This is a genomic window from Maribacter algarum (ex Zhang et al. 2020) (assembly GCF_005885635.1).
Taxonomy (GTDB): Bacteria; Bacteroidota; Bacteroidia; order Flavobacteriales; family Flavobacteriaceae; genus Maribacter_C; species Maribacter_C algarum.
On record NZ_VATY01000001.1, the window covers coordinates 1,594,060 to 1,617,082 of the forward strand.

24 protein-coding genes are annotated in these 23,023 nt (G+C 36.8%); 13 read left to right on the forward strand and 11 right to left on the reverse strand.

Features of this window, described 5'->3' with window-relative positions; all coding sequences use genetic code 11:
• Positions 1 to 12 precede the first annotated feature (12 nt).
• Both kbl and FEE95_RS06860 read right to left on the reverse strand, forming a co-directional pair.
• The gene (kbl, locus tag FEE95_RS06855; protein ID WP_138657134.1) at positions 13 to 1,206 is read right to left on the reverse strand and encodes a glycine C-acetyltransferase; all 1,194 of its coding nucleotides are present in this window, start codon (positions 1,204 to 1,206) and stop codon (positions 13 to 15) included.
• A 7-nt stretch (positions 1,207 to 1,213) separates the two neighbouring features.
• Entirely contained in the window at positions 1,214 to 4,309 is a 3,096-nt protein-coding gene (locus FEE95_RS06860) for a UvrD-helicase domain-containing protein (protein WP_138657135.1), read from the reverse strand.
• Positions 4,310 to 4,441: 132 nt separating this feature from the next.
• Between FEE95_RS06860 and FEE95_RS06865 the strand changes: the two genes are divergently transcribed.
• A complete protein-coding gene (locus FEE95_RS06865) occupies positions 4,442 to 5,050 on the forward strand; it encodes a superoxide dismutase (RefSeq protein WP_138657136.1) in 609 nt (202 codons plus the stop codon).
• 1,104 nt (positions 5,051 to 6,154) lie between these two features.
• Here the strand turns inward: FEE95_RS06865 and FEE95_RS06870 are convergent.
• Together FEE95_RS06870 and FEE95_RS06875 are read right to left on the reverse strand one after the other, a co-directional pair.
• The gene (locus tag FEE95_RS06870) at positions 6,155 to 8,053 is read right to left on the reverse strand and encodes an amidophosphoribosyltransferase (RefSeq protein ID WP_138657137.1); all 1,899 of its coding nucleotides are present in this window, start codon (positions 8,051 to 8,053) and stop codon (positions 6,155 to 6,157) included.
• Positions 8,054 to 8,097: 44 nt separating this feature from the next.
• Positions 8,098 to 9,024 carry a PfkB family carbohydrate kinase gene (locus FEE95_RS06875; RefSeq protein ID WP_138657138.1) on the reverse strand — a complete coding sequence of 309 codons (927 nt, stop codon included), beginning with the start codon at positions 9,022 to 9,024 and terminating at the stop codon, positions 8,098 to 8,100.
• A 231-nt stretch (positions 9,025 to 9,255) separates the two neighbouring features.
• Between FEE95_RS06875 and FEE95_RS06880 the strand changes: the two genes are divergently transcribed.
• Positions 9,256 to 9,684 (forward strand): hypothetical protein, encoded by a 429-nt coding sequence (locus FEE95_RS06880; RefSeq protein WP_138657139.1) that lies wholly within the window; start codon positions 9,256 to 9,258, stop codon positions 9,682 to 9,684.
• Positions 9,685 to 9,690: 6 nt separating this feature from the next.
• Positions 9,691 to 10,191: a hypothetical protein gene (locus FEE95_RS06885; RefSeq protein WP_138657140.1), complete on the forward strand. Its 501-nt coding sequence runs from the start codon at positions 9,691 to 9,693 to the stop codon at positions 10,189 to 10,191.
• 66 nt (positions 10,192 to 10,257) lie between these two features.
• On the opposite strand, the gene FEE95_RS06890 is transcribed toward FEE95_RS06885, so the two are convergent.
• Both FEE95_RS06890 and purN read right to left on the reverse strand, forming a co-directional pair.
• A complete protein-coding gene (locus FEE95_RS06890; RefSeq protein ID WP_138657141.1) occupies positions 10,258 to 10,893 on the reverse strand; it encodes a ribonuclease H1 domain-containing protein in 636 nt (211 codons plus the stop codon).
• Between the two features lie 20 nt (positions 10,894 to 10,913).
• The gene (purN, locus tag FEE95_RS06895) at positions 10,914 to 11,540 is read right to left on the reverse strand and encodes a phosphoribosylglycinamide formyltransferase (RefSeq protein ID WP_138657142.1); all 627 of its coding nucleotides are present in this window, start codon (positions 11,538 to 11,540) and stop codon (positions 10,914 to 10,916) included.
• A gap of 161 nt (positions 11,541 to 11,701) precedes the next feature.
• Between purN and FEE95_RS06900 the strand changes: the two genes are divergently transcribed.
• The 5 genes from FEE95_RS06900 to pyk all read left to right on the forward strand — a co-directional run bounded on the left by FEE95_RS06900 (position 11,702) and on the right by pyk (position 16,052).
• A complete protein-coding gene (locus tag FEE95_RS06900; protein ID WP_008269813.1) occupies positions 11,702 to 11,935 on the forward strand; it encodes an acyl carrier protein in 234 nt (77 codons plus the stop codon).
• A gap of 102 nt (positions 11,936 to 12,037) precedes the next feature.
• Positions 12,038 to 13,288 carry a beta-ketoacyl-ACP synthase II gene (gene fabF, locus FEE95_RS06905; RefSeq protein WP_138657143.1) on the forward strand — a complete coding sequence of 417 codons (1,251 nt, stop codon included), beginning with the start codon at positions 12,038 to 12,040 and terminating at the stop codon, positions 13,286 to 13,288.
• Positions 13,289 to 13,295: 7 nt separating this feature from the next.
• The gene (rnc, locus tag FEE95_RS06910; RefSeq protein ID WP_138657144.1) at positions 13,296 to 14,033 is read left to right on the forward strand and encodes a ribonuclease III; all 738 of its coding nucleotides are present in this window, start codon (positions 13,296 to 13,298) and stop codon (positions 14,031 to 14,033) included.
• Positions 14,034 to 14,142: 109 nt separating this feature from the next.
• Entirely contained in the window at positions 14,143 to 14,607 is a 465-nt protein-coding gene (locus FEE95_RS06915; RefSeq protein WP_138657145.1) for an IPExxxVDY family protein, read from the forward strand.
• A gap of 2 nt (positions 14,608 to 14,609) precedes the next feature.
• Positions 14,610 to 16,052 (forward strand): pyruvate kinase, encoded by a 1,443-nt coding sequence (gene pyk / locus FEE95_RS06920; protein ID WP_138657146.1) that lies wholly within the window; start codon positions 14,610 to 14,612, stop codon positions 16,050 to 16,052.
• A gap of 73 nt (positions 16,053 to 16,125) precedes the next feature.
• Here pyk and FEE95_RS06925 read toward each other — a convergent pair whose 3' ends face one another.
• Complete coding sequence (locus FEE95_RS06925; protein WP_138657147.1) at positions 16,126 to 16,647, reverse strand: PAS domain-containing protein; 522 nt, start codon at positions 16,645 to 16,647, stop codon at positions 16,126 to 16,128.
• A 240-nt stretch (positions 16,648 to 16,887) separates the two neighbouring features.
• On the opposite strand from FEE95_RS06925, the gene FEE95_RS06930 reads away from it, so the two are divergent.
• The 3 genes from FEE95_RS06930 (at position 16,888) to FEE95_RS06940 (ending at position 19,039) form a co-directional block, all read left to right on the forward strand.
• Positions 16,888 to 17,736, forward strand: coding sequence for a helix-turn-helix domain-containing protein (locus FEE95_RS06930; protein ID WP_138657148.1), 849 nt, complete (start codon positions 16,888 to 16,890; stop codon positions 17,734 to 17,736).
• A gap of 272 nt (positions 17,737 to 18,008) precedes the next feature.
• Positions 18,009 to 18,557, forward strand: coding sequence for a carboxymuconolactone decarboxylase family protein (locus FEE95_RS06935; RefSeq protein WP_138657149.1), 549 nt, complete (start codon positions 18,009 to 18,011; stop codon positions 18,555 to 18,557).
• Between the two features lie 92 nt (positions 18,558 to 18,649).
• On the forward strand, positions 18,650 to 19,039 hold the full coding sequence (locus FEE95_RS06940; RefSeq protein WP_138657150.1) for a cupredoxin domain-containing protein: 390 nt from the start codon (positions 18,650 to 18,652) through the stop codon (positions 19,037 to 19,039).
• A gap of 69 nt (positions 19,040 to 19,108) precedes the next feature.
• Here the strand turns inward: FEE95_RS06940 and FEE95_RS22110 are convergent, their stop codons facing one another.
• Complete coding sequence (locus tag FEE95_RS22110; RefSeq protein ID WP_171036991.1) at positions 19,109 to 19,249, reverse strand: hypothetical protein; 141 nt, start codon at positions 19,247 to 19,249, stop codon at positions 19,109 to 19,111.
• Between the two features lie 126 nt (positions 19,250 to 19,375).
• Positions 19,376 to 20,476 carry a DNA polymerase IV gene (gene dinB / locus FEE95_RS06945; RefSeq protein ID WP_138657151.1) on the reverse strand — a complete coding sequence of 367 codons (1,101 nt, stop codon included), beginning with the start codon at positions 20,474 to 20,476 and terminating at the stop codon, positions 19,376 to 19,378.
• 39 nt (positions 20,477 to 20,515) lie between these two features.
• On the opposite strand from dinB, the gene FEE95_RS06950 reads away from it, so the two are divergent.
• A complete protein-coding gene (locus FEE95_RS06950) occupies positions 20,516 to 20,983 on the forward strand; it encodes a CYTH domain-containing protein (protein ID WP_138657576.1) in 468 nt (155 codons plus the stop codon).
• Positions 20,984 to 20,986: 3 nt separating this feature from the next.
• Positions 20,987 to 21,481: a YciI family protein gene (locus FEE95_RS06955; protein ID WP_138657152.1), complete on the forward strand. Its 495-nt coding sequence runs from the start codon at positions 20,987 to 20,989 to the stop codon at positions 21,479 to 21,481.
• A gap of 1 nt (position 21,482) precedes the next feature.
• On the opposite strand, the gene FEE95_RS06960 is transcribed toward FEE95_RS06955, so the two are convergent.
• Together FEE95_RS06960 and pheS are read right to left on the reverse strand one after the other, a co-directional pair.
• Positions 21,483 to 21,878 (reverse strand): hypothetical protein, encoded by a 396-nt coding sequence (locus FEE95_RS06960; protein WP_138657153.1) that lies wholly within the window; start codon positions 21,876 to 21,878, stop codon positions 21,483 to 21,485.
• Between the two features lie 56 nt (positions 21,879 to 21,934).
• A complete protein-coding gene (gene pheS, locus FEE95_RS06965; protein WP_138657154.1) occupies positions 21,935 to 22,954 on the reverse strand; it encodes a phenylalanine--tRNA ligase subunit alpha in 1,020 nt (339 codons plus the stop codon).
• Between the last annotated feature and the right edge of the window lie 69 nt (positions 22,955 to 23,023).

Genomic DNA, 23,023 nt, shown 5'->3' on the forward strand with positions numbered 1-23,023 from the left:
GAAATAACGCACTTAAACGATTTTTAGTATGTTACCTACTTCAATAAACGCGCGAATTGCCTTATCTAAATGTTCGGTTTTATGTGCGGCTGATAATTGCACGCGAATACGCGCTTTTTCCTTAGGAACAACGGGATAAAAGAAGCCAATTACATAGATTCCTCTCTCTAACAACATGTTAGCCATTTTCTGCGCAAGTTTGGCATCATAAAGCATAACTGGAACAATTGCAGATTCTCCGTCAATTATATCAAAGCCTGCTTCTTTCATTCCTTTTTTAAAGTAATCAGTATTTCTTTGGAGTTTATCGCGAAGACTGGTATCCGTTTTTAACATATCGAATACCTTAATAGAAGCTCCAACAATTGCAGGTGCCAGAGAATTTGAGAATAGATACGGCCTTGAACGTTGTCTTAAGATTTCTATAATTTCCTTTTTTCCAGTGGTGTAGCCTCCCATTGCTCCTCCCATTGCTTTTCCTAGCGTTCCTGTTATGATGTCAACGCGATTCATAACATTCTTTTCTTCCAAGGTGCCGCGACCGGTTTCACCAATGAATCCGGTGGCATGGCATTCATCTATCATGACCATGGAGTCATATTGATCTGCGAGGCCGCAAATTTTATCTAAAGGAGCAACTAATCCATCCATAGAGAAAACACCATCCGTCACAATTATCTTGAAGCGTGCATTATCTGTATTGGCCTGTTGCAGTTGTTTTTCCAAATCAGCCATATCACTATTGGTGTAGCGGTATCGCTTTGCTTTGCACAACCTCACGCCATCAATAATAGAAGCGTGATTGAGCGAATCTGAGATTATAGCGTCGTCTGCAGTTAAGAGCGGTTCAAATACTCCGCCATTGGCATCAAAAGCGGCAGCATACAATATGGTATCTTCAGTTCCATAAAAATCGGCAATCTTTTGTTCCAATTCTTTATGGATATCTTGCGTACCACATATGAAACGCACTGACGACATTCCGAAGCCATGCGTATCCATCGCGTCTTTGGCAGCTTGAATAACTTCAGGATGCGATGAAAGCCCCAAATAGTTATTCGCACAAAAATTAATGACCTCCTCACCTGTTGAAATTTTGATAACCGCATCTTGGGGAGAAGTGATGATGCGCTCCGATTTATAAAGTCCGTCCTCTTTAATCTGGTCTAGCTCAGCCTGTAGATGTTCTTTTATTTTTCCGTACATAATATTCTTAAATGAATTCTGGTGTAATTTCTTCGTTAATATATATGATGATTTTATTTTCTATGGCATACCCCATTTCCTTTAATGCATGAGCATATGAATCTAATTGGTCCTTATAGCGAATATCTCGCCTTCCTGTTTTATAATCAATAACAGTTGCATTATTTTCTTTGATGACAACTCTGTCTGGTCTTAAAACAAGTCCGCTTTTGGTAATAATATCCCTCTCATTCTTAATTGAATGCCCCTCCTTATAATAGGTCTCAAGTTTAGGGTGGTTGATAATTTGCAAAACCATATCCCGCATTGGTTCTATTTCAATCTTACTAATATCACCATTTCTAATTACTATGGCCAGGGCGTTTTCAATGTCTTTTTCTGTTTCCACCAAACCCATCATAAAGTGAATCAGATTTCCTTTTGATAAAGCAGCTTCACTGTCCGTATCCCAGAGCACTCCCGATTTGGCAAGAATTTTAAAACTATCTCTTTCTTTATAAGAATACTGATAACTGATATCTTCTTGTTCTTCTGATTTATTACCCTCCCTTGGAAAGTCCAAAGAGCCAAATTGGTAAACGCTTTTGTTTTCTTCCCAAAGTGTTTTTTCCTTTAAAAAATGGATAAACAGTTCACTATAAGTTTTAGGCGCATCTGATTTTTTAGATGAAACTTCCTCTTTCGTAATGATATATAATGCTTTAACCGCTCGGGTAAGTGCAACATACAATACGTTGAAAGCATCAAGCTCTAACTTATTATTTTCTTCCTCAAATAAGTACTCCGCTATTTCACTATAATTAATAACTTCTTGTTTCTTGTTAATAAGGAGCTCATCAAAACCCTCGAAAGACTCGGCCTCGACAGGAAGCCAAAGCTTAGGTTCTATTTCGCTATATATTTTTGAATGGGCGTAGGGATAAATTACTATTTCAAATTCCAATCCCTTCGATTTATGAATGGTCATGATTTGAACAGCATTAATACTTGACGGTGCCGTAATACTCAGCTTGTCTTTTTTCTTTTCCCAATGGGATAAAAATGACGGAATACCAGTACCCTCTTTTTGTTCTATATCAAGAACCGTGTCCATAAAGAAATTTATATAAGCATCTGAACTGGGTGCTAAATCAAATTGTTTAATGGCAGTTTCAAGAGTGTCATAAACAGATGCCTGTTTCATTTTAGCAATGTCAAAACGATATTCATTTTTAAGCAGTATGCTGACATTCTCTAAATGGGCCTCAATAAATTGATGTTGCTCTAGCTCATCCTTATATAAAAAGGATAAAAGTTCAAATGCAATTTCGGAATCATCGGGTTGGTTTTGATAGCGCAACAAGTTGACTAAAAACTGAACTTTAGGACTACTTTTTAGTAAAAGACTTTCTGAAGAAATTATTGGGACACCTTCTTGAGTTAAAAAGTTAGCTAGCGCCACACCTTCTTTATTGCCGCGTACTAGAATACAGATATCTATGTATGAAAATCCCTTTGCCCTGATATCAAGAATCGATTTTAGAACCTTATTACCGTATTGCTCATCAAGACTTTCTTCATCATTTTCCTCAAGGAAAGTGAGCTGAACAAAACCATTCTTTAGCTCATTGAATTCTTGTTGGTTACCGTTAGCAAAAAGTGTTCTATAAATCTGACTATTCAACAAGGGACTTGTGGACGTAAAAAAATCATTATTGAATTTTATGATTTCTTCATGACTGCGATAGTTGGACGGTAGCGCTTCAATTTGAGGTTGTATTACAAACGGATTGGTTTTCGAATTCACTAAATTCAAAAACTGCTCGGCCTTTCCGCCTCGCCACCTGTAAATGGCTTGCTTAGCATCACCCACTAAAAAAAGTGAGCCGACTTCACTTGATAGGGCATTATCAATTAATGGAATCAAATTGTTCCATTGCATTTCAGAAGTATCTTGAAATTCATCAATGAAGTAGTGTCTGTATTTCTCCCCCAATCGTTCATAGATGAATGGGGCTGGTTGGTCTTTTATTTCATTTGATATGATAATATTAAATTCAGAAATAGACAGTTGGTCACGTTCATTTTGAATTGTTTTTACTTCTTGCTGAATAGCATTTAAAACGGTAAGTGGAACAATGTTTTTATAGACATTGGTAAGAAGTTGATGGGAAAGTGTATTGTTTTTAATGGAATTAAAAAGCGAAACGAATTGAGATTGTAAGCCGTCTAGAAGTGGTTTTTTTGCGGCGTCACATTTGCCCGCATACAATGGTTCTGAATCAAAATTTTGTTTCCAGCCTGCTTTGAAATCTATGTGGAGGTCACCACTCTTAATCTTAAGCATGAATTTAGGAAACCAGCTTGATTTAAAATCGGAATGCTCTAGTCCATTTTTATCAATTATTTGGAGATTTTGCGAAGCGTCTGCAACGATGGCTTTTTTAAGGCCAGAAATATTCTTCTTAATAGTCTTCTGCAGTTTAAGAAAATCATCAATACTTTTATCTTCAAATTTTTTAAAATGCTCGGCATCGGCCTCATTGAAAATTAAATTTCCGACTTTCTTTAAATCAATAGTAATGTCCCAACTTTTGTCATCATCAATTTTCTCAAGTGCAAAATCGATAAGAACTTTAGTTAGTTTCGAATCACTACCAGCTTTATTGATGAGCCTTAATACTGCTTCATCCAATAATAAATCCCTATCTAAAATGACTTCAAAATTCTGCGGAATTTTTAAGTCTTTGGCAAAGGTGCGGATTAAGCGATGGGTAAACTTGTCAATGGTAGATACATCAAAAAAGGCATAATTATGAAGTATCTTTTTTAAGGCCTTTTTCGATTTATTTTGCAATTCGGCAGCTGTAAATGAAAGTTCCTTTAAGAGGTCAATAAACAAGGAGGGTGCTTTTTCAGTACTGGTTGTTTTACTGAAAACGAAAAGACTTTCTAAAATCCTCCCCTTCATTTCATTTACAGCTTTGTTGGTAAAGGTGATGGCTAGAATTTGACGGTAGCCCTCATTTGAAGAGAGAATAATTTTAAGATAGGCTTTGGTAAGGGTGTAGGTCTTGCCCGAACCGGCGGAAGCATCATATATTTTGAACGAATTCGTAAGCACCTACTTTTTACCTGCAAATTACATAGAACTCTTCTATATTCGGCACCCTTCTTAACAAAGATTTATACGAATATGTTTGTTAAAATATGTAAATTTGAGGAAATCGAATTTTAAAAATTAAATATAGAGATTATGGCTTTTGAATTACCAAAATTACCCTATGCCTATGATGCGTTGGAACCACATATTGATGCAAGAACGATGGAGATTCACCATACCAAACATCACAATGGATATACTACAAAATTAAATGCAGCGATTGAAGGAACTGATTTGGCAGGAAAATCAATAGAGGACATTTTATCGAATTTAGATATGTCGAACGGAGCTGTTAGAAATAACGGAGGGGGATTTTTCAACCACTCTTTATTTTGGAGTGTTATGTCACCTGATGGTGGAGGTTTACCTTCTGGAGAATTAGCTAGTGCTATTAATGACGCTTACGGTTCGTTCGAGGAATTTAAAAGTAAATTTAGTACTGCTGCTGGAACTAGATTTGGTTCGGGTTGGGCATGGCTCTGCGTGCACCCAGGAGGTAAAGTAGAAGTTTGCTCTTCGCCAAACCAGGATAATCCACTGATGCCAAGTGTTGGTTGTGGTGGCCAACCTATTTTAGGCTTAGATGTTTGGGAACATGCTTACTACTTGAACTATCAGAATAGAAGACCTGATTATGTAAGTGCTTTTTTCAATGTTATCAATTGGGATAAAGTGGCCGAATTGTATAGCGCACACAAATAAGAGTCTTTTAAGTACTCTCCAAATAAGAAAAATCCCTCCCCCGTAATTACGGGGGAGGGATTTTTTTAGGTTCCAATTAAAAATAGAAAAGGGCGGAGAAGTCTCCACCCTTTTCGTCCCAAATCTTACCATAAACTTAACCTACTTATGCTATGGCAGTACTAAATTACTGGTATTGCGTTAAATAAAAAAGAAATTTTGGTATTTTTTAAGAGCTTTATTTATCAATAAAATCGTAGGAAATTACTTAAAAATGAGGTTAACCTTGTTAAACACTGGGGGTTTCAAATAAAAAAGGCGGAACAATGTTCCACCTTTTTTCCCCAAATCTTACCATGAACTTAACCTACTTATGCTATGGTTCTCCAAAAATATAGTGATTATTTGACCTTTTAAAAGGTTTTAGATGAACTTCCAAGAAGTTGGGTTGAAATGCATTTTATCGATGAGAGTCCTACAAACCGATGTAAATGACGGGTAACTTTTCTCCAAGTAGTACCATAGACTTGAGATATTGAAATAGGAGCGCGCATGGAAATCGAACTATTTTTCCAACCGTGTTTTTTGCTCAACATTCTTTTGGATTCTAAAGTTGTTGACTCAAGTATAGATCTAACTTTCGAAGGAATATTTAAAAATAAAAAGGCGGAGCAATGCTCCGCCTTTTCCCCAAATCTTACCATGAACTTAACCTACTTATGCTATGGTTCTTCAAAAGTAAAGCGAGTTCGTGATTCTTGAAAACTTCTTTGTTGAAGTTCGCATAATTCGGATGAAGTGTAATTTCACGAAGTGTTTTAGGAAGAGCCTTAGACTTTTGAGCCCAATAAATTGGACATTTGAAATAAATTGAGTGTTATTTAGCTTTAACGACTTTTGAATAGCTGCTTTGAAAAGAAAAGCCTTTAACAGGGAGTTTGATTAAAATAAAAAAGGTGGAGAAGTCTCCACCTTTTTTGCCCCAAATCTTACCATGAACTTAACCTACTTATGCTATGGCAAATCTAAAATAGACGAGACACCTTCCATGGAGGCTAAAAACACGCTGAATAGCGTGAATTATCGATGAACTACAAGAATTTGTGCATTTCATCGATAATTTTATTAGTAGGCCCGTTCATTTTTACCTTCGTAGAAATTAATAAATGCTCTATTGACTACACGATTTCCCCCTGCTGTCGGGTAGTTTCCGGTGAAATACCAATCTCCTAAATTCTTCGGACAGGCTTGGTGGAGATTTTCAATAGATTGATAGATGATTTCAACTTCAGCTTTAATATCCTTTGGACTTAATAATTCGCCACTTTTTTTCGAAATTTCATCGGCTGTGAAAGGAGCATAGAACTCCTTTACGTAATTAATTACCTCGGCATCTTTTGTGTTGACTTGAGTTAAACATTTTTTATAAATATCTTCCACGATATCTAATGTTCCTCTGTCTTTGTGTAGGTCTAGTGCAGCTCTAAAGGCAATAAAATCTTCGAGCTTGGCCATATCAATACCATAACAATCGGGGTAGCGAATTTGGGGAGCAGAAGAGACAACGATTATTTTCTTAGGTGATAGTCGATCAAGAATGCGAAGAATACTTTTCTTAAGTGTAGTACCTCTAACGATGCTATCATCAATAATCACCAAGTTGTCCCCTTTGTCAACTGAACCATATGAAATATCGTAAACGTGGGCAACCAAATCGTCACGACTATCATCTTGTGTGATAAAGGTTCGCAGCTTCGCATCTTTAATGGCTACTTTCTCTATTCTAGGTCGGACTTCTAAAATCTCATGAAGCTCCTCACTAGTAATTTTTGACCCGATAGAAAGAATTTGTTCCTCTTTTTTCTTATTCAAATAGTTCTGCGCTTCCTTGACCATTCCGAAGAAAGAAGTCTCGGCGGTATTCGGAATATAGGAGAAAACAGTTTTCTTGATATTATGGTCAATAGCATCCAAAATTTTAGGAAAAATGAGCTTTCCAAGTTCTTTTCGTTCTTGATAGATTTCTTTATCGCTTCCACGGGAAAAATAAATACGCTCGAAGGAGCAAGCTTTTCTTTCCGTAGGCTCAAGAACTTGTTTTAAAGAAGTGCTACCATCTTTTTTGATGATAAATGCATGACCTGGATCCAGTTCTTTTACATCATCATAAGAAACATTAAAAACAGTTTGAATTGCTGGTCTTTCTGAAGCAACTACTGCCACCTCATGATCTTGATAATAATAGGCAGGCCGGATTCCCGCAGGATCTCTTAATACAAAGGCATCTCCGTGCCCTAATAAACCCGCCATAGCATAACCGCCATCAAAGTTTTTAGCTGCCCTTCTAAGTATTTTAGCAACTTTGAGACGTTCTGCAATTAAGGGTGAAGCTTCTTGTTTGTTGTACCCTTCTTTTTTAATCTGCTTATATAACTTGGCAACGGCGTCATCTAAGAAATGACCAATTTTTTCCATCACGGTAACGGTGTCTGCCATTTCCTTTGGGTGTTGCCCCAATTGTACCAAGTTGTCAAAAAGCTCATGTACATTGGTCATATTAAAATTACCCGCCATGATAAGATTTCTATGCATCCAGTTATTTTGACGTAAGAATGGATGCACACTTTCAATACTATTCTTTCCGAAAGTGCCATAGCGAACATGACCTAAAAGTAACTCCCCTATATACGGAATATTCTTTTTTTGCAAAGCCACATCACTAGCATATTCGGGGTTTTGCTCCATTTCAGTATTGATTCGGTCATTGATTTGAGCGAAAATATCTTGAATAGGTTGTTGCTGACTTGAGCGTACGCGACTCATGTATCGCTCTCCAGCATTCATATCTAATTTGATACTTGCAAAACCGGCACCATCTTGACCCCGATTATGCTGCTTCTCCATCATCAAATACATTTTGTTAACTCCGTAGAAAGCAGTACCATACTTTTCTTTGTAGTACTCTAGGGGTTTTAACAATCGTATTACCGATATACCACATTCATGTTTAATAGCGTCGCTCATTAGATATATAAATTAAAAAAGCCCCGAATTATCAGGGCGTGTTTTTATTTTAGTTCGATGTCGAATTGTGTTAATGCTTTAAACTGATGCAAGCGTTTATTGACTTCGTCTCTTTCAAGAGTTTCCATGCGCTCTGTGCCAAATTTTTCCACAGAGAAAGATGCCAAGTTTGAGCCATGAATCACGGCATTCTTCATATTTTCAAAAGAGATATTATCAGTAGCAGCTAAATAACCTACAAAGCCTCCTGCAAAAGTATCTCCAGCACCAGTTGGGTCAAAAACTTCTTTTAAGGGTAGGGCTGGAGCAAAGAATATATTCTCATCATGAAATAAAAGAGCCCCATGTTCTCCTTTTTTGATAACTACATATTTAGGGCCCATTGTTTGAATCTTCGCGGCAGCTGTTACAAGGGAATATTCACCAGTCAATTGTCTAGCCTCTTCGTCATTTATGGTAATCACATCAATATGTTTGATGACCTCAAGTAAATCGTCTAAGGCATTATCCATCCAAAAGTTCATCGTATCCAATACAATTAGATTCGGTCGTTTTGCCATTTGGTTGATGACGCTCATTTGAACCATAGGGTGCAAATTGCCCAACATGACGATATCTGCATCTTTATAATTCTCTGGCACAACTGGGTTGAAATCAGCCAGCGTATTCAGTTCAGTAACCAAGGTATCCCTCGAATTTAAGTCGTTGTGGTATTTACCTTTCCAGTAGAAAGTCTTACCACCTTGAACGATTTCAATGCCTGAAATATCAATTCCTTTGGAAGTCAATAGATCTAGATAGGCTTGGGGTAAATCATCGCCAACTATGGATACAATGGTAGAGTCAACATTGAATTGAGATGCAGCGAGGCCGATAAAGGTTGCGGCACCGCCAAGAATTTTATCGGTTTTACCGAAAGGACTTTCAATTTCATCGAAAGCTACTGTACCTACAATTACTAACTTACCCATATTCAATTTGTGGCCTAAAAATTAAGCTGCAAATATACGGTTTTGTACAGGTATTTGATAAGGGTGTTTATATCAAATAATAAAATATTTGAAGTTTATATTGAGCGAAAAAAAAGGAACTAACTTTAAATTACTAAACAAAAAGTAAGAATTAACTTATATTTTGATATCATCAAAACCTCTGAATTTAAAAGGTTTTCATAGTACAATTTCTTGGTTGGTTTTTCTAAATTGAGGGAAGCTTTTAACCTTGAATATGCAGACGGGATTTCAAATGGTATTCCTTCAAAAGTTGCTGGAGTTGCTAATATAAATAATACTTTCGCAACAGGTAAGGTTAACCCTGACGGCTCTTTTTTTACACATGCAGTTGAATTGAATATCCCTAAAGGATATTTTACCCTATCTCTGGGAAGGACAAATGGGACTGCTGCAAATCAAACAGCAAGAGCTTTAAATGTTGCTAACATAAGAACACAAGTGTGGTATTTGCAAAACCCTAAAGCTAGTAACACCGCTTTGGACCAAAAATGGAATAAAAATATTGATTTAGCAATGAGGATTATTGGCGGAGGTTTTTCACAAAACAGTTCTTTTGCTCTCAGATCGCTTGCGCCGTACATCGAAGAGTTCTTTTTGGGAAGGACCTACCAACTGTAAATAGTTATGATAAAATCCATAGTTTTTCTGTTTTTAATTATGAATAATCCCATTGAAGGTTTTTTAGGTCTAAATATTAGTGAATTACCTTATCCAGCTATTGAAATGGATTCTGAGGAAGGAATAAAAACGTACGTAGTTTCCGATCAAGAAATGGTCTTTCTTTTTAAAGAGGTTAGCCTAATTATTATCGAAACAGATAACAAAGGAATTATTAAATCGATTAGTACAGATTTTAAGGAAATTATTGATGAAGATTATTACAAGGACCTAGTGGATAAACTTGGAAAACCAGACCAAATTAAAAAGATGAGCGCAATAATTAATGAGGATTCAGAGGTGCTTGATAGTGGAAACACCGCGATTTCTACAACAGGATATTTAGAAGAGTGTCAATTTGTTGATAAACCTATGTTTATAAAATGGAATAAATTAGATAAGGATATTGTCTTTTCCATATTTCATGACCAAGGAAATACTCATTTGACAATAAATAGTAGTGAGTAGCCTTGTGTGTTAATCTGATTTTGGACTATTAAAATATTGCTTTCCAGAAAAATCAAATTTTCTAGCCTACTTCCTTCCAAAATCCGCAGGTATCTCCCCCCAAGCCTTTGTTTCCCATTTAACAATAGGGGTATTATAAGAATTGTTTTTCAGCCAATCAATCGCACGCCGAATCAGGTCAAACAAAGCTTTATTCTTAGTAGTTTCTGCCAATTTTGTATTGCACGATTTTTTTCGAACCCAACTCATCGCAGTTCTTGAATCGGTATAAATGATGCGGTCACTATTACGCTCCTTTAGGTAGGCAAGGCCATGTACAAGTGCCAAAAACTCTCCAATATTATTGGTGCCCTCAGCAAACGGACCTTGTTTAAAAAGTTTCTTTTTGGTTTTGGTATCTACACCTTGATATTCCATTATACCTGGGTTTCCGCTGGAAGCTGCATCTACAGAAATGGAATGATAATTCGGTTGCCCTATTTTGAGCAGTTGTTCTTGTGAAAGGGAAGCTTCCCCTTTTTTCTTTCCCTTATATTCTTCGTAGTTTCCATTATAGGCCTTTTTTGCAAGTTCGAATGTTGGGAAAGATTTATACTGTGCACCTTTAAATCCTGTTATAGCTGCTTTGCAATCATCCCAGGTGTTATAGACTCCAGGTCGTTTCCCTTTCCAGACGGTATAGAATTTTGCTTTTTTAGCCATTGCTTATGGTTGAATCAACACTATTGTTTTACCCCTCCTTGTGAGAGGTCAACATCGCCTAAAGCGATGTTGGGGGAGGACTTTTCATTCAATAATTTCTCTATCACTTCAGGAAAATGTTTGTATTCTAGAGCATGTACCTTTTTAGCTATTTCTTCAACACTATCTTTTGACGATACCTCTGTTCTTGATTGGTGGATTATTGCTCCCTCATCATAGTTTTTGTTCACATAATGAATTGTAATTCCAGTTTCAGTTTCCATGTTGTCTTTTACAGCTTGGTGTACATGATTTCCGTACATGCCTTTGCCTCCATATTTAGGAAGTAAAGCTGGGTGAATATTCACGATTTTATTGGGGTAATTTTTAATCAAATTCGAGGGAATCTTCCAGAGAAAACCAGCAAGCACTATAAGGTCTGGTTGTAATGATTTAAGAATGTTTAGAATACAATTGGTATCGTAAAAAGCAGTTCTATTAAAATATAATCCATTGACTTTCAATTTATTACATCTGTCTAAAACTTTGGCATCCCTTTTGTTAGTTAGCACACCGGCTATAGTAACGTTAGGCTTGTCATGAAAATGATGTATGATGTTTTCAACATTTGAACCAGAACCGGAGGCAAATAATACGATATTTTTCATGAAGGGAATCGGCGTTACCGAAGAAGAATTATTTGGAGCTAAAATAGCACTCTTGTACTTAAATTTCTTAAATTACGAGACATTTTAACGGTAAAACGTGTTATTAATCCAAAGTTTTTTATTTTTGCCAACAATTTAAATTTTTAAAACCAAATATTATTATGTCAGACATTGCATCAAGAGTTAAAGCTATCATCGTTGATAAATTAGGAGTTGATGAAAACGAAGTGGTTACAGAAGCTAGCTTTACTAACGACCTAGGGGCGGACTCACTAGATACAGTTGAGTTGATTATGGAATTCGAGAAAGAATTCGATATTCAGATTCCAGACGATCAAGCTGAAAATATTGCAACAGTTGGCCAAGCCATAAGTTATATAGAAGAAGCGAAGTAATCTTTATGATTTCTTGAACAAGATTTGAAATTATCCATGCGGTAACTGTATCGCATGGATATTTTTTTTAATTTGCTTAGTAAGCGTGTAAAATTTAGTTCAATGCAGATAAAGCGAGTTGTAGTTACCGGATTGGGGGCACTTACTCCCATCGGAAACAACATTGAGGAATATTGGGAAGGACTAGTAAACGGCAAGAGCGGTTCTGCTCCCGTTACTTACTACGATACCGAAAAATTTAAGGTCAAGTTCGCCTGCGAATTAAAGAACTACAATCCCGAGGATTTTTTTGATAGAAAGCAAGCCCGTAAACTGGATAAGTTTGCGCAGTATGCACTTGTTGCATCTGATGAGGCTATTGAAGATTCCGGTTTGGACTTAGATACAATCGATAAGTTTCGAGTTGGTGTTATCTGGGGTGCAGGTATTGGAGGGCTAGAGACTTTTCAGAACGAGGTGATGAATTTCGCTGAAGGTGATGGTACGCCGCGATTTAATCCCTTCTTTATCCCTAAAATGATAGCTGATATTGCTCCTGGCAATATTTCTATAAAGCATGGTTTCATGGGGCCGAATTATACAACGGTTTCTGCCTGTGCGTCATCAGCGAATGCAATGATTGATGCGTTGAACTATATTCGTTTAGGATATTGTGATGTCGTAGTTTCTGGTGGAAGTGAAGCAGCAGTAACTATTGCAGGTATGGGAGGATTCGGCGCTATGCACGCCCTCTCCACAAGAAACGATAGTCCTGAAACCGCATCAAGACCTTTTGATGGAACTCGGGACGGTTTCGTTTTAGGCGAAGGGGCAGGAGCTTTGATTTTAGAGGAATATGAACACGCCAAGGCGCGTGGTGCAAAAATATACGCTGAAGTAGTTGGTGGCGGATTGTCAAGTGATGCGTATCACATGACGGCACCGCATCCCGAAGGAATAGGAGTGGTTCAAGTAATGAAAAACTGCTTAAAAGATGCAGGTTTAAAACCCGAAGATGTTGACGCCATTAATACACATGGTACATCAACCCCCTTGGGAGATGTTGCTGAACTAAAAGCAATTTCAGAAGTGTTCGGCGAGCATGCTCCAAACATCAATATAAACTCTACCAAGTCGATGACAGGCCACTTACTGGGAGCGGCAGGAGCCATAGAAGCGATTGCATCTATACTAGCGATGAAACACGGTATTGTTCCACCGACCATAAATCATACTACGGTTGATGAAAATATAGACCCGAAATTAAACTTGACCCTGAATAAGGCTCAGAAGCGAGAAGTAAATGTCGCATTGAGCAATACATTTGGTTTTGGAGGTCATAATGCTTGTGTAGTATTTAAGAAAATCGACTAATCAACAAATGAACTTCCCATCTAATTTATTTAATTCCCATTCTAAAGAAGATGGGAATTTTTTTTTGGGAATGACCAAAATCTTGGGTTTTAAGCCAAAGAAGCTCAAAATCTACCAGAAGGCATTTCTACATCGATCCGCTAATAAAAGGGACAAAGATGGGAACCCCATGAACTATGAACGTTTAGAATTTTTGGGAGATTCCATGCTGGGCACCATTATCTCAAGACATCTGTATAATGAAGTCCCTTTGGGTGATGAAGGATATCTCACTAAAATGAGGTCAAAGATTGTAAGTCGAGAACATTTGAACGAACTAGGAAAGGATTTGGATTTAATTAAATATGTGGAAAGCCGAATTCCTAAGTCGCATTTCGGAGATAATATTCATGGCAACGTCTTTGAGGCCTTAGTTGGCGCCATTTATCTGGATAGGGGGTATAACTACTGCGAAAAATTTATAAACGAAAGGGTTATTGCACCTTACGTGGATATCGAAATGCTAGAGGGCAAGGTTATAAGTTATAAAAGTTTAGTAATTGAGTGGTGCCAAAAACAGAAAAAAAACTTCAATTACAATGTTTATGAAGATACTGGTAATGATAGTTTAAAGCACTTCGCTGTAAAACTTTCCATCGGAAACAACGTAGTGGCAAAGGCCAGGGCAACTTCTAAAAAAAAGGCCGAAGAGCGGGCTTCCAAAAGAGCCTATTTTGCACTTCAGGATAAGATGAAAAAATCCTAAGTATAAATTTAATGTAACTAAACCGTTATAGTTTGTCAATTAATGGCATTCTATTGGCCTACTCTAGGCTGTTTTGGTTTTTAGTTTTATATTTGAAGTTCGCACTTACATGATGGCAATACATAAAATCACGGATGATTTTTATGAAGACTCCTTTACACTGCTAGCTTTACACAGTAGTATGGAGGATTACGCTATTGTATATGCCCTTAATTCGTGCTTAAAATCAAACTTTAAAAGAGCATCGAAAGATTTAGACTTGACGGAAGATATTTCCTTTCCGATTTTCGAATGGAGAGATGAACAAAATGACAGTTATTGGACGCTTATCACCAATACTAGTATACAAGAGGAAAGTTTAGTAGGAAGTGACTTGTTTGCAAACGAGCCATCCTATACCAAAAATCATTTGGTGCCAGAATACAAAGAAGCAGACTATCTTTTGAAAATTGAACATGATGACGATAGTATAGAAGAGCGTACGGTAAAGCAGTTACAAACCATACCCAAAATAATAACCGCTTACATTTTAGAAGTTGATTATCTAAAATCTAAGAACAACCTAATTTTTTAAAAATGCCGAGTAAGAAAAAAACCAAAATAGTAGCAACTTTAGGACCAGCTACAAGTAAGAAAGAGGTACTGAAAAAAATGATGTTGGCGGGAGTAGATGTCTTTCGAATCAATTTTTCACATGCTGATTATGAAGATGTGAAAGAGCGAATTAAAATGATTCGTGAGCTTAATGAGGAAATGCAAATCTATACTTCTATTCTAGCGGATTTACAAGGACCAAAACTTCGTGTGGGAGTAATGGCTGGTGAAGTGGTAGTTGCACCAGGAGATGAAATTACCTTTGTGACAGGAGAACCTTTTGAAGGAACAGCAGAGAAGGTATACATGAACTATACTAACTTTCCGCAAGATGTAAAAGCAGGGGAGCGCGTTTTATTAGACGATGGAAAATTAATGTTCGAAGTGGTTTCGACCAATGGTAAAGATGAGGTTAAGGCGAAGGTCATCCAAGGAGGTCCATTGAAATCTAAGAAAGGAGTGAACTTACCCAATACGAACATCTCATTGCCTGCTCTGACAGAGAAGGATGTTAAGGATGCTATTTTTGCAGTTTCTTTGGATGTAGATTGGATAGCCCTTTCGTTTGTTCGATTCAGTCAAGATCTTATTGACCTCCAGAATATTATTAAAGAACATTCTGAACACAAAATTCCGATTATTGCAAAAATCGAGAAACCGGAAGCTGTAGAGAACATTGACAAGATTGTTGCCTATTGCGATGGACTTATGGTAGCCCGTGGTGATTTGGGCGTTGAGGTTCCTGCACAAGAAGTACCTTTGATTCAAAAGCAACTTGTACTGAGAGCTAAGAAGGCTAGAATACCAGTAATTATCGCTACGCAGATGATGGAAACTATGATTACAAGCCTCACGCCAACAAGAGCTGAAGTAAACGATGTGGCCAATTCGGTTATGGATGGTGCTGATGCTGTAATGCTTTCTGGAGAGACTTCCGTTGGGAACTACCCGGTTCAGGTTATCGAAAAAATGGCGAGTATACTACAAAGTGTTGAGAGTTCTGAATTGATTAATGTGCCTCACGACCCACCTCATATTCGTACAAACCGATATATTACAAAATCGGTTTGTTATCATGCTGCAATTATGGCGAATGAGATTAAGGCCAAAGCAATTTCCACTTTAACCAACAGTGGTTATACCGCTTTTCAAATATCAGCTTGGAGGCCAAGTGCTCACATTTTAGTTTTTACATCCAATAAAAGAATACTTACCCAACTCAATCTACTTTGGGGAGTAAAAGCATTCTATTATGACAAGTATGTTTCTACAGATGAAACCATCGAAGATGTGAATCAGATTGCCTGTAAAAAAGGTTTTTTAGATGTAGGTGATATGTTGATTAGCCTTGCTGCCATGCCGATTAAAGATAAAGGTATGGTAAACACTTTGCGTGTGACTGAAATCGAAACCTGTAATTTTTAAGGCAAGAATTTATTGTATAAAAAAGAGCCAATCAACTAAATCGATTGGCTCTTTTCACTTAAACATGTAACTCTTAAGCTACTTCTTTTTCATAGGCGATGAAGTTCACTACTTCACCAGATTTATTTAATATCGGCTCTCCCTTTATCCAACAATTGTAGGTGCTTCCGTCTTTTCTATAATTTAATACTACAGCTTCAAAGGGTTCTCTGTTCTTTATTGCAATACCTATATTTCTTGATGTTTCCTTACACGTTTTTATACCTTGAAACATTTTCGGTTTCTTACCCAAAATTTCTTCCGGTCTATAACCATTCATAAGGCGTATATTTTGAGTGGCATAAACTATTCTCAATTCAGCATCAGTAACTACTACCACGTGCTCTTTTTGTAATAACTCCTCGTTAAAGTCTTCCCTATAAGACCACAAATTACTTTTCGCTAAATTCTTTAGCACAAAGACGTCATTAATTGATTGACAGATTTTGTCAAAAAAAGTGGCGTATAAATCCCATGAGTTTATAGGCAAACTTTTTATATCCAATGTGTCATAAAATTTATTGGCGGCACGGTCGTAGTTTTTAATTTCCTGCATTTTTTAAAGTCGATTTTTAGGGCAAAACGTTCTTTTTGAACAAACTAGAGGAAAAATTAATTTCCTTGATTATAGCAATTTTACATAAAATTAGAAAAAGCCTGAATTGTGTTAAAATATAAAGCAATGATTAACAGTCTTGTTTAATAAATAACTGAATTAGAATGATTTTGCAGGCGTAAGGATGAACAAAAAAACAGACTAAATCAGTGTTTTTAAGCTCATGTAAGCAATAGATGTATGAAATTTGAATTCCACGACAAGAAGATTGGGTCGTTGTTTGCCTTTACTGATGATATCAAAAGCAACGAAAATCGTTTCTCCGTAAACACTGGTAACATAACTATTTTATGGAATAGAAATGACTCAGTCACCGAATTAGAGGTTGATGGATTGAGAGTGCAATTGCTTCCAAATCAATTGATGACTACCACCTATTTGCAAAAAATATCCTATGAGAATTCAAACCTTCCGTTGACTGCCTTTTTATTTAACAGGGAGTTTTATTGCATCTCAGATCACGATAGTGAGGTGTCCTGTAACGGAATTTTGTTTTTTGGAACACAAGATCTACCTATCGTTACAATACCAGAAGGGCAAAACCGGAAATTCGAAACCCTTTACGAGGTCTTTGTAGATGAGTTTGCTACTCCAGATAAAATACAAGGAGATATGCTTCAAATGCTTTTGAAAAGATTAATTATTATTTGTACACGTTTGGCAAAAGAGCAATTGATAGTTAAAAAACTAGATAACGAACAGATTGATGTGGTTCGTAAGTTCAATGTTTTAGTTGATACGCATTATAAGACTAAACGTAAAGTGAGTGATTATGCTGACTTGCTTTTTAAGAGTCCAAAGACTCTTTCCAATTTGTTTGCATTATATAACCAGAAGTCGCCGCAACAAATAATTTTAGAACGTTTAGCCCTAGAGGCAAAACGCCTTATCCGTTTCACGGATAAACAGAATCAAGAGATTGCTTATGAATTAGGCTTCAACGACCCTGCCCATTTTAGTCGTTTTTTTAAGAAAATGACGAGTCAGTCTCCCACAAATTATCGTGAAACCAAAGCGGTTTCTTCCTAACGGGAAATTTCTACAAGCCGTCGGGCAATTCATAATAACATACACCTTCTTTTGTGTCGCATCTTTGCCTTGTAATTAAAAGATAGCATAAGATGAAAGCACAAATAAAATCAGTATTCAATTTAATAGAGATTTTTCGACAGTCGAGAAACTCAAGCGTGAAGCCCATAAATGCACAAATGCATTGTGAGCAAAAACATCATCACGATTTTTATTGTGATGCTGAGAAACCATATGTATCAATATAAATAATAATTAAAAACTAAAATAGTATGAGCACATTTAATGTTCCTAAAAGAGAAGAAGTAAGTGAAAAAAATCAAGCGATTTTTGATAACCTAGAAAAAGCTTTGGGCTTTGTTCCTAACTTATATGCGACCTATGCACATTCAGAAAACGCATTGGAGAATTACCTAAACCTTAGTGGTTCGAAGACTTCGCTCAACGCAAAACAAAAAGAAGTTGTGAACCTTGCCGTAAGTGAGGTTAATAACTGTACGTACTGTCTTTCTGCGCACACAGCGATTGGTAAAATGAATGGTTTTACCGATGAGCAAATTTTGGAGTTGCGAGGTGGACAGGCGACATTCGATTCAAAATTGAATGCACTTGCTAAGCTAGCCAAGAATATTACCGAAAATAGAGGAGCTGCTAGTGAAGCCGTAGTTGAGAATTTCTTAAACGAAGGATGGACAAAAGAAAATCTTGTCGACACTATAGTTTTAGTGGGCGATAAAACCATATCGAATTACCTGCACAAGACCACAAATGTACCTGTTGATTTTCCAGCAGTACAGTCTTTGGAAGCCATTGAAGCTTAATATGGAAGTATAACGTAGGCTGTCCGTTTGAGCATAGTCAGAAATAAATAGTTTTAAAACGTTCTGGGAAGCCAGAATAAAATCAAGTAATTATGAAAAAAGTAATAGCAGTAGTAGCACTAGTATTTGGAGTAGCATATTCAGTGAGTGCACAGGATAAAATGATGAAAGGAGAAGTAAGTACAATTTCTTTAGAACAGACTCCTGGAGAGTTTACTCAAAAACAAATAACGGTTTCAGAAGGAACCTATGTTTTTGAAATCGCAAACAATGCCGTTGGTCATGACGTGGGCTTTGTATTGGTACCAAAAGGCAAAGATATCAGTAAGCCGGAAAATCATATCCAAACAGCTTATGTAACTGAAGTAGTTGCAACAGGAAAAAAGCAGACTTCAAAGCCGACAAAATTGGCAAAGGGAGAATATGTATATTTCTGCCCAATGAACCCCACGGCAACAGATAATGCATTGATTGTCAATTAAACATGAAATTATTGATATAAAAAAACCCGAGCTTTTGCTCGGGTTTTTTTTATGCTTAAAAGAAGCTAATTACTCAGTAACAGCTGTCTCAGTTGTTTCTTCTAACTCTTCTACGATATCCTCGATTTCTCCTTTAACGCTGCAAGAAACTGCAAATAAAGAAACTGCGAATAAGGCTAACATTTTTGGTTTGTTGATAGAAATTTTCATGGTTTAAAGATTTTAGGTTATTAAAATTTGTCTATCTAAAACCACCTTATCTAGATTTTATTGTGAATTATAAATTTATTCGATGAACTGCACTTTTAGGAATTATTGTATTTGAAGGGGGTTTTTTTAAAAATCGAATTTCAGTTGAACAGAAACTTCTTTCTCCCCGTTAATGGTCTCTTTCCTTTCTGTGTTTAAATTGGCCAGTGAGATTCCTAGTAATCTAACTGAATTTTCGAGGCTATTTTGGTATAATAAATTTTTGGCAGTTTCGAGGATTAAATCTTTGTCAGATATAAAGTAAGGGAGGGTCTTACTTCTTGTTTGTAGAGAGAAATCACTGTACTTGATTTTGAGTGTAATTGTTTTACCGGCAATTTTAGACTTTTTAAGACGACGTTCTAATTCTTGCGCGATATGCTCCAAACGTTCTAGCATGAAGATTTCACTACTTAGATTTTCACTAAATGTGCGTTCGGCCCCAACGGATTTTGGTATGCGATGAGGTTTTACTTCACTAGTATGAATGCCACGAACTACATGGTAGTAATGGTTTCCGCTCTTACCAAACTTTTGATCTAGAAATTCGAGGGATTTTGTTTTTAAATCTCTACCGGTGAAAATACCAAGCTTATACATTTTTTCCGCAGTTACCTTTCCGACACCATAGAATTTTCGAATTTCTAAATCTTCTAAGAATTGAATAACCTCTTCGGGATTTACAGTTTTCTGTCCGTTAGGTTTGTTGTAATCACTAGCAACCTTGGCAATGAATTTATTAATGGAAATACCTGCAGAAGCAGTTAATTGCAATTCATCAAAAATGCGCTGTCGAATTTCTTGGGCTACCAAAGTTGCTGACGGATTTCCCTTTTTATTTATGGTAACATCTAAGTAAGCTTCATCTAAGGAAAGTGGTTCCACCAAATCAGTATAATCATAAAAGATCTGTCGAATGGCTTTTGATATTTCTTTATAGCGTTCAAAGTTTGCCTTTACAAAAATCAATTCAGGACAGTTTCGTTTGGCTATCACACTACTCATGGCACTACGAACCCCAAACTTACGAGCTTCATAGCTTGCGGCGGAGACGACCCCTCTTTGCGAACTTCCACCTACTGCAATGGGCTTGCCTCGTAGATCGGGATTGTCTAACTGCTCTACTGAAGCATAGAAGGCATCCATATCGACATGAATGATTTTTCGTAAAGGAAAATCCGGTTCCATATCGTAAATTTATTGAACATAAAATTGAAACTCCTAATAGTGGTTGAAATAGAACGAAAATTTTTAGTGAAATCGAATCAATTCAAGGAACAGGCTTCTTCCAAATCACGAATAGTTCAAGGGTTTTTGAATATCCACCCTGAAAGAACCGTAAGAGTTCGGATAAAGGGAGATTTAGGATTTTTAACTGTTAAGGGAATTTCAAATGCCTCAGGAACTTCGCGATTTGAATGGGAAAAATTAATTGACTTAGAAGAAGCTGAATCCCTTTTGGGGCTATGTGAAGAAGGTGTATTGGAAAAAACCAGATATGAAATTCCAATAGGGAAACATACCTATGAGGTTGATGAATTCCATGGGGAGAACCAAGGGCTACTCGTTGCCGAGGTTGAACTAAATTCTGAAGATGAGATTTTTGAAAAACCGAATTGGCTTGGAAAAGAAGTTACTGGAATTATTAAATATTATAATTCTCAATTGAGTAAGGAGCCCTATAAAAACTGGTGAATCATGAAAAAAAGTAAAGTTTTGATTCTTGTTACCTTATTTCTCGCGGGCTGTAAAGAAGTTGTGAACTCGAATTATACTATAACCGATGTCCTTCAAGAGGAGGTAAAATCCGTTAAGGAAATCAAGGAAGAATTGACTTCTAAGGGCTTTGAAATCTTTGATTATGTAGACGAGAATACTAAAGATACAGTTGTTATGCAGCAGTATTTTATCGCCTTTTTAAAAAGAGGACCAAACCGTTCACAAAGTAAAGAGGAAGCAGACAGTTTACAAGCCTTGCATATGGCTCATTTAGGAAAAATGTATGATGAAGGTTATGCAGATATTTCGGGACCTATTGGAGATGACGGAGATATTAGGGGTATTACCATCTACAACACGCCATCACAGGAAATGGCCGATAGCTTAGCAAATTCGGATCCGATGGTAAAAGCAGGAAGGTTAATTATTGAAGTACATCCATGGTGGGCTGCTAAGGGTTTTCCGCTCCGTTAGGTTATTTCGCAAAAACACCTTCTTTTTCTATTAAGGGAATTTCTAAAAGGCTAGCCTCATTTACCGTATTCTTTTCAAACACGAATCGTTTTTCATAGATTTTGTTATCCGCATAATAGGTAACAAAAAATTCATTGTTTAGTGCAAGAACATCTTCCTGAATCAATTCTATCTTTTGGAATGATTTAGCATCAACGACGCCAATGGCGTGCCGCATCAAAGAAGTTTTTCGCTCACCATCATATCCTTTGGAAACAATTAGCACCATATCGATTTGCGTGGCTCTATTGTTTATGATATATGCATTCCAGTCTTTAGATAAGAATTCTTGATTCCATTCATGAACTGCGGCAACATATACGTCTTTGGCAATCGGTATTTCAATATCTTTTTTCATACCCTGAGAATCAGCTGAATGGGGAATAAAATTAAACCTTGTAGAAAATATTTGATTTACAAAGCGCCTCTAAACTGTTCTAAGAAGCGAACATCATTTTCACTTAACAAGCGAATATCTGAAATCTGATGTAACAAAAGTGCTATACGATCAATACCCATTCCAAAAGCGAAACCTGAATATTCCTCTGGGTCAATTCCGCAATTGTTAAGCACATTAGGGTCAACCATACCGCAGCCCATTATTTCTAGCCAACCGGTTCCTTTGGTCATGCGATAATCGGTTTCGGTCTCTAGACCCCAATAAACATCTACTTCCGCACTAGGTTCCGTAAATGGGAAATATGAAGGTCTAAGCCGTATTTTTGATTTTCCGAAAAGCTCTGTAGTAAAGAATTGCAGGGTTTGCTTTAAATCTGCAAAGGAAACGTTCTTATCGATGTATAAACCCTCTACTTGGTGAAAGAAACAGTGTGAGCGTGCTGAAATAGCTTCATTTCTATATACTCTACCAGGTGAAATTGTTCGAATCGGAGGTTTATTATTCTCCATATATCGCACTTGGACCGATGAGGTATGGGTACGCAACAAAATATCAGGATTTGTTTGAATGAAAAAGGTATCCTGCATATCTCGAGCTGGGTGATACTCTGGAAGGTTCAGTGCAGTAAAATTATGCCAATCGTCTTCAATTTCAGGACCCTCAGAAACATTGAACCCTATTCTTGAAAAAATCTCAATAATCTGATTTTTAACGATAGAAATTGGGTGGCGGGCACCAAGTTCAATGGGTTCGCCCGGTCGTGTTAAATCATTATACACGCCCTGGGATTCAGAGGTGTTATCTAGGCTTTCTTTTAAGGAATTTACTTTATCTGTCGCTAGCTTTTGAAGGGTATTAATGGTCTGACCAAATTCTTTTTTTTGATCATTAGCAACATTCTTAAATTCAGCGAAGAACTCTTTTAATAGTCCCTTTTTTCCTAAGTATTTAATACGGAAGGTTTCGACGGCTTCTTTTGAATCTGCCGTAAACTGCTCCACTTCGACAATATGTTCTTTGATTTTGTCAATCATAATTTTGCGATAGAATGGCAAATTTAAAACTTTATAACCAGTATGTCATTGGAAGCTTCCAAAAAACCA

What these genes read in the sequence shown, in the direction of transcription:
- kbl (WP_138657134.1), bottom strand. Translation starts at nt 1,206, where the DNA reads ATGTACGGAAAAATAAAAGAACATCTACAGGCTGAGCTAGACCAGATT.
- FEE95_RS06865 (WP_138657136.1), top strand. Translation starts at nt 4,442, where the DNA reads ATGGCTTTTGAATTACCAAAATTACCCTATGCCTATGATGCGTTGGAA.
- FEE95_RS06870 (WP_138657137.1), bottom strand. Translation starts at nt 8,053, where the DNA reads ATGAGCGACGCTATTAAACATGAATGTGGTATATCGGTAATACGATTG.
- FEE95_RS06875 (WP_138657138.1), bottom strand. Translation starts at nt 9,024, where the DNA reads ATGGGTAAGTTAGTAATTGTAGGTACAGTAGCTTTCGATGAAATTGAA.
- FEE95_RS06885 (WP_138657140.1), top strand. Translation starts at nt 9,691, where the DNA reads ATGATAAAATCCATAGTTTTTCTGTTTTTAATTATGAATAATCCCATT.
- FEE95_RS06890 (WP_138657141.1), bottom strand. Translation starts at nt 10,893, where the DNA reads ATGGCTAAAAAAGCAAAATTCTATACCGTCTGGAAAGGGAAACGACCT.
- purN (WP_138657142.1), bottom strand. Translation starts at nt 11,540, where the DNA reads ATGAAAAATATCGTATTATTTGCCTCCGGTTCTGGTTCAAATGTTGAA.
- FEE95_RS06900 (WP_008269813.1), top strand. Translation starts at nt 11,702, where the DNA reads ATGTCAGACATTGCATCAAGAGTTAAAGCTATCATCGTTGATAAATTA.
- fabF (WP_138657143.1), top strand. Translation starts at nt 12,038, where the DNA reads ATGCAGATAAAGCGAGTTGTAGTTACCGGATTGGGGGCACTTACTCCC.
- rnc (WP_138657144.1), top strand. Translation starts at nt 13,296, where the DNA reads ATGAACTTCCCATCTAATTTATTTAATTCCCATTCTAAAGAAGATGGG.
- FEE95_RS06915 (WP_138657145.1), top strand. Translation starts at nt 14,143, where the DNA reads ATGATGGCAATACATAAAATCACGGATGATTTTTATGAAGACTCCTTT.
- pyk (WP_138657146.1), top strand. Translation starts at nt 14,610, where the DNA reads ATGCCGAGTAAGAAAAAAACCAAAATAGTAGCAACTTTAGGACCAGCT.
- FEE95_RS06925 (WP_138657147.1), bottom strand. Translation starts at nt 16,647, where the DNA reads ATGCAGGAAATTAAAAACTACGACCGTGCCGCCAATAAATTTTATGAC.
- FEE95_RS06930 (WP_138657148.1), top strand. Translation starts at nt 16,888, where the DNA reads ATGAAATTTGAATTCCACGACAAGAAGATTGGGTCGTTGTTTGCCTTT.
- FEE95_RS06935 (WP_138657149.1), top strand. Translation starts at nt 18,009, where the DNA reads ATGAGCACATTTAATGTTCCTAAAAGAGAAGAAGTAAGTGAAAAAAAT.
- FEE95_RS06940 (WP_138657150.1), top strand. Translation starts at nt 18,650, where the DNA reads ATGAAAAAAGTAATAGCAGTAGTAGCACTAGTATTTGGAGTAGCATAT.
- FEE95_RS22110 (WP_171036991.1), bottom strand. Translation starts at nt 19,249, where the DNA reads ATGAAAATTTCTATCAACAAACCAAAAATGTTAGCCTTATTCGCAGTT.
- dinB (WP_138657151.1), bottom strand. Translation starts at nt 20,476, where the DNA reads ATGGAACCGGATTTTCCTTTACGAAAAATCATTCATGTCGATATGGAT.
- FEE95_RS06955 (WP_138657152.1), top strand. Translation starts at nt 20,987, where the DNA reads ATGAAAAAAAGTAAAGTTTTGATTCTTGTTACCTTATTTCTCGCGGGC.
- FEE95_RS06960 (WP_138657153.1), bottom strand. Translation starts at nt 21,878, where the DNA reads ATGAAAAAAGATATTGAAATACCGATTGCCAAAGACGTATATGTTGCC.
- pheS (WP_138657154.1), bottom strand. Translation starts at nt 22,954, where the DNA reads ATGATTGACAAAATCAAAGAACATATTGTCGAAGTGGAGCAGTTTACG.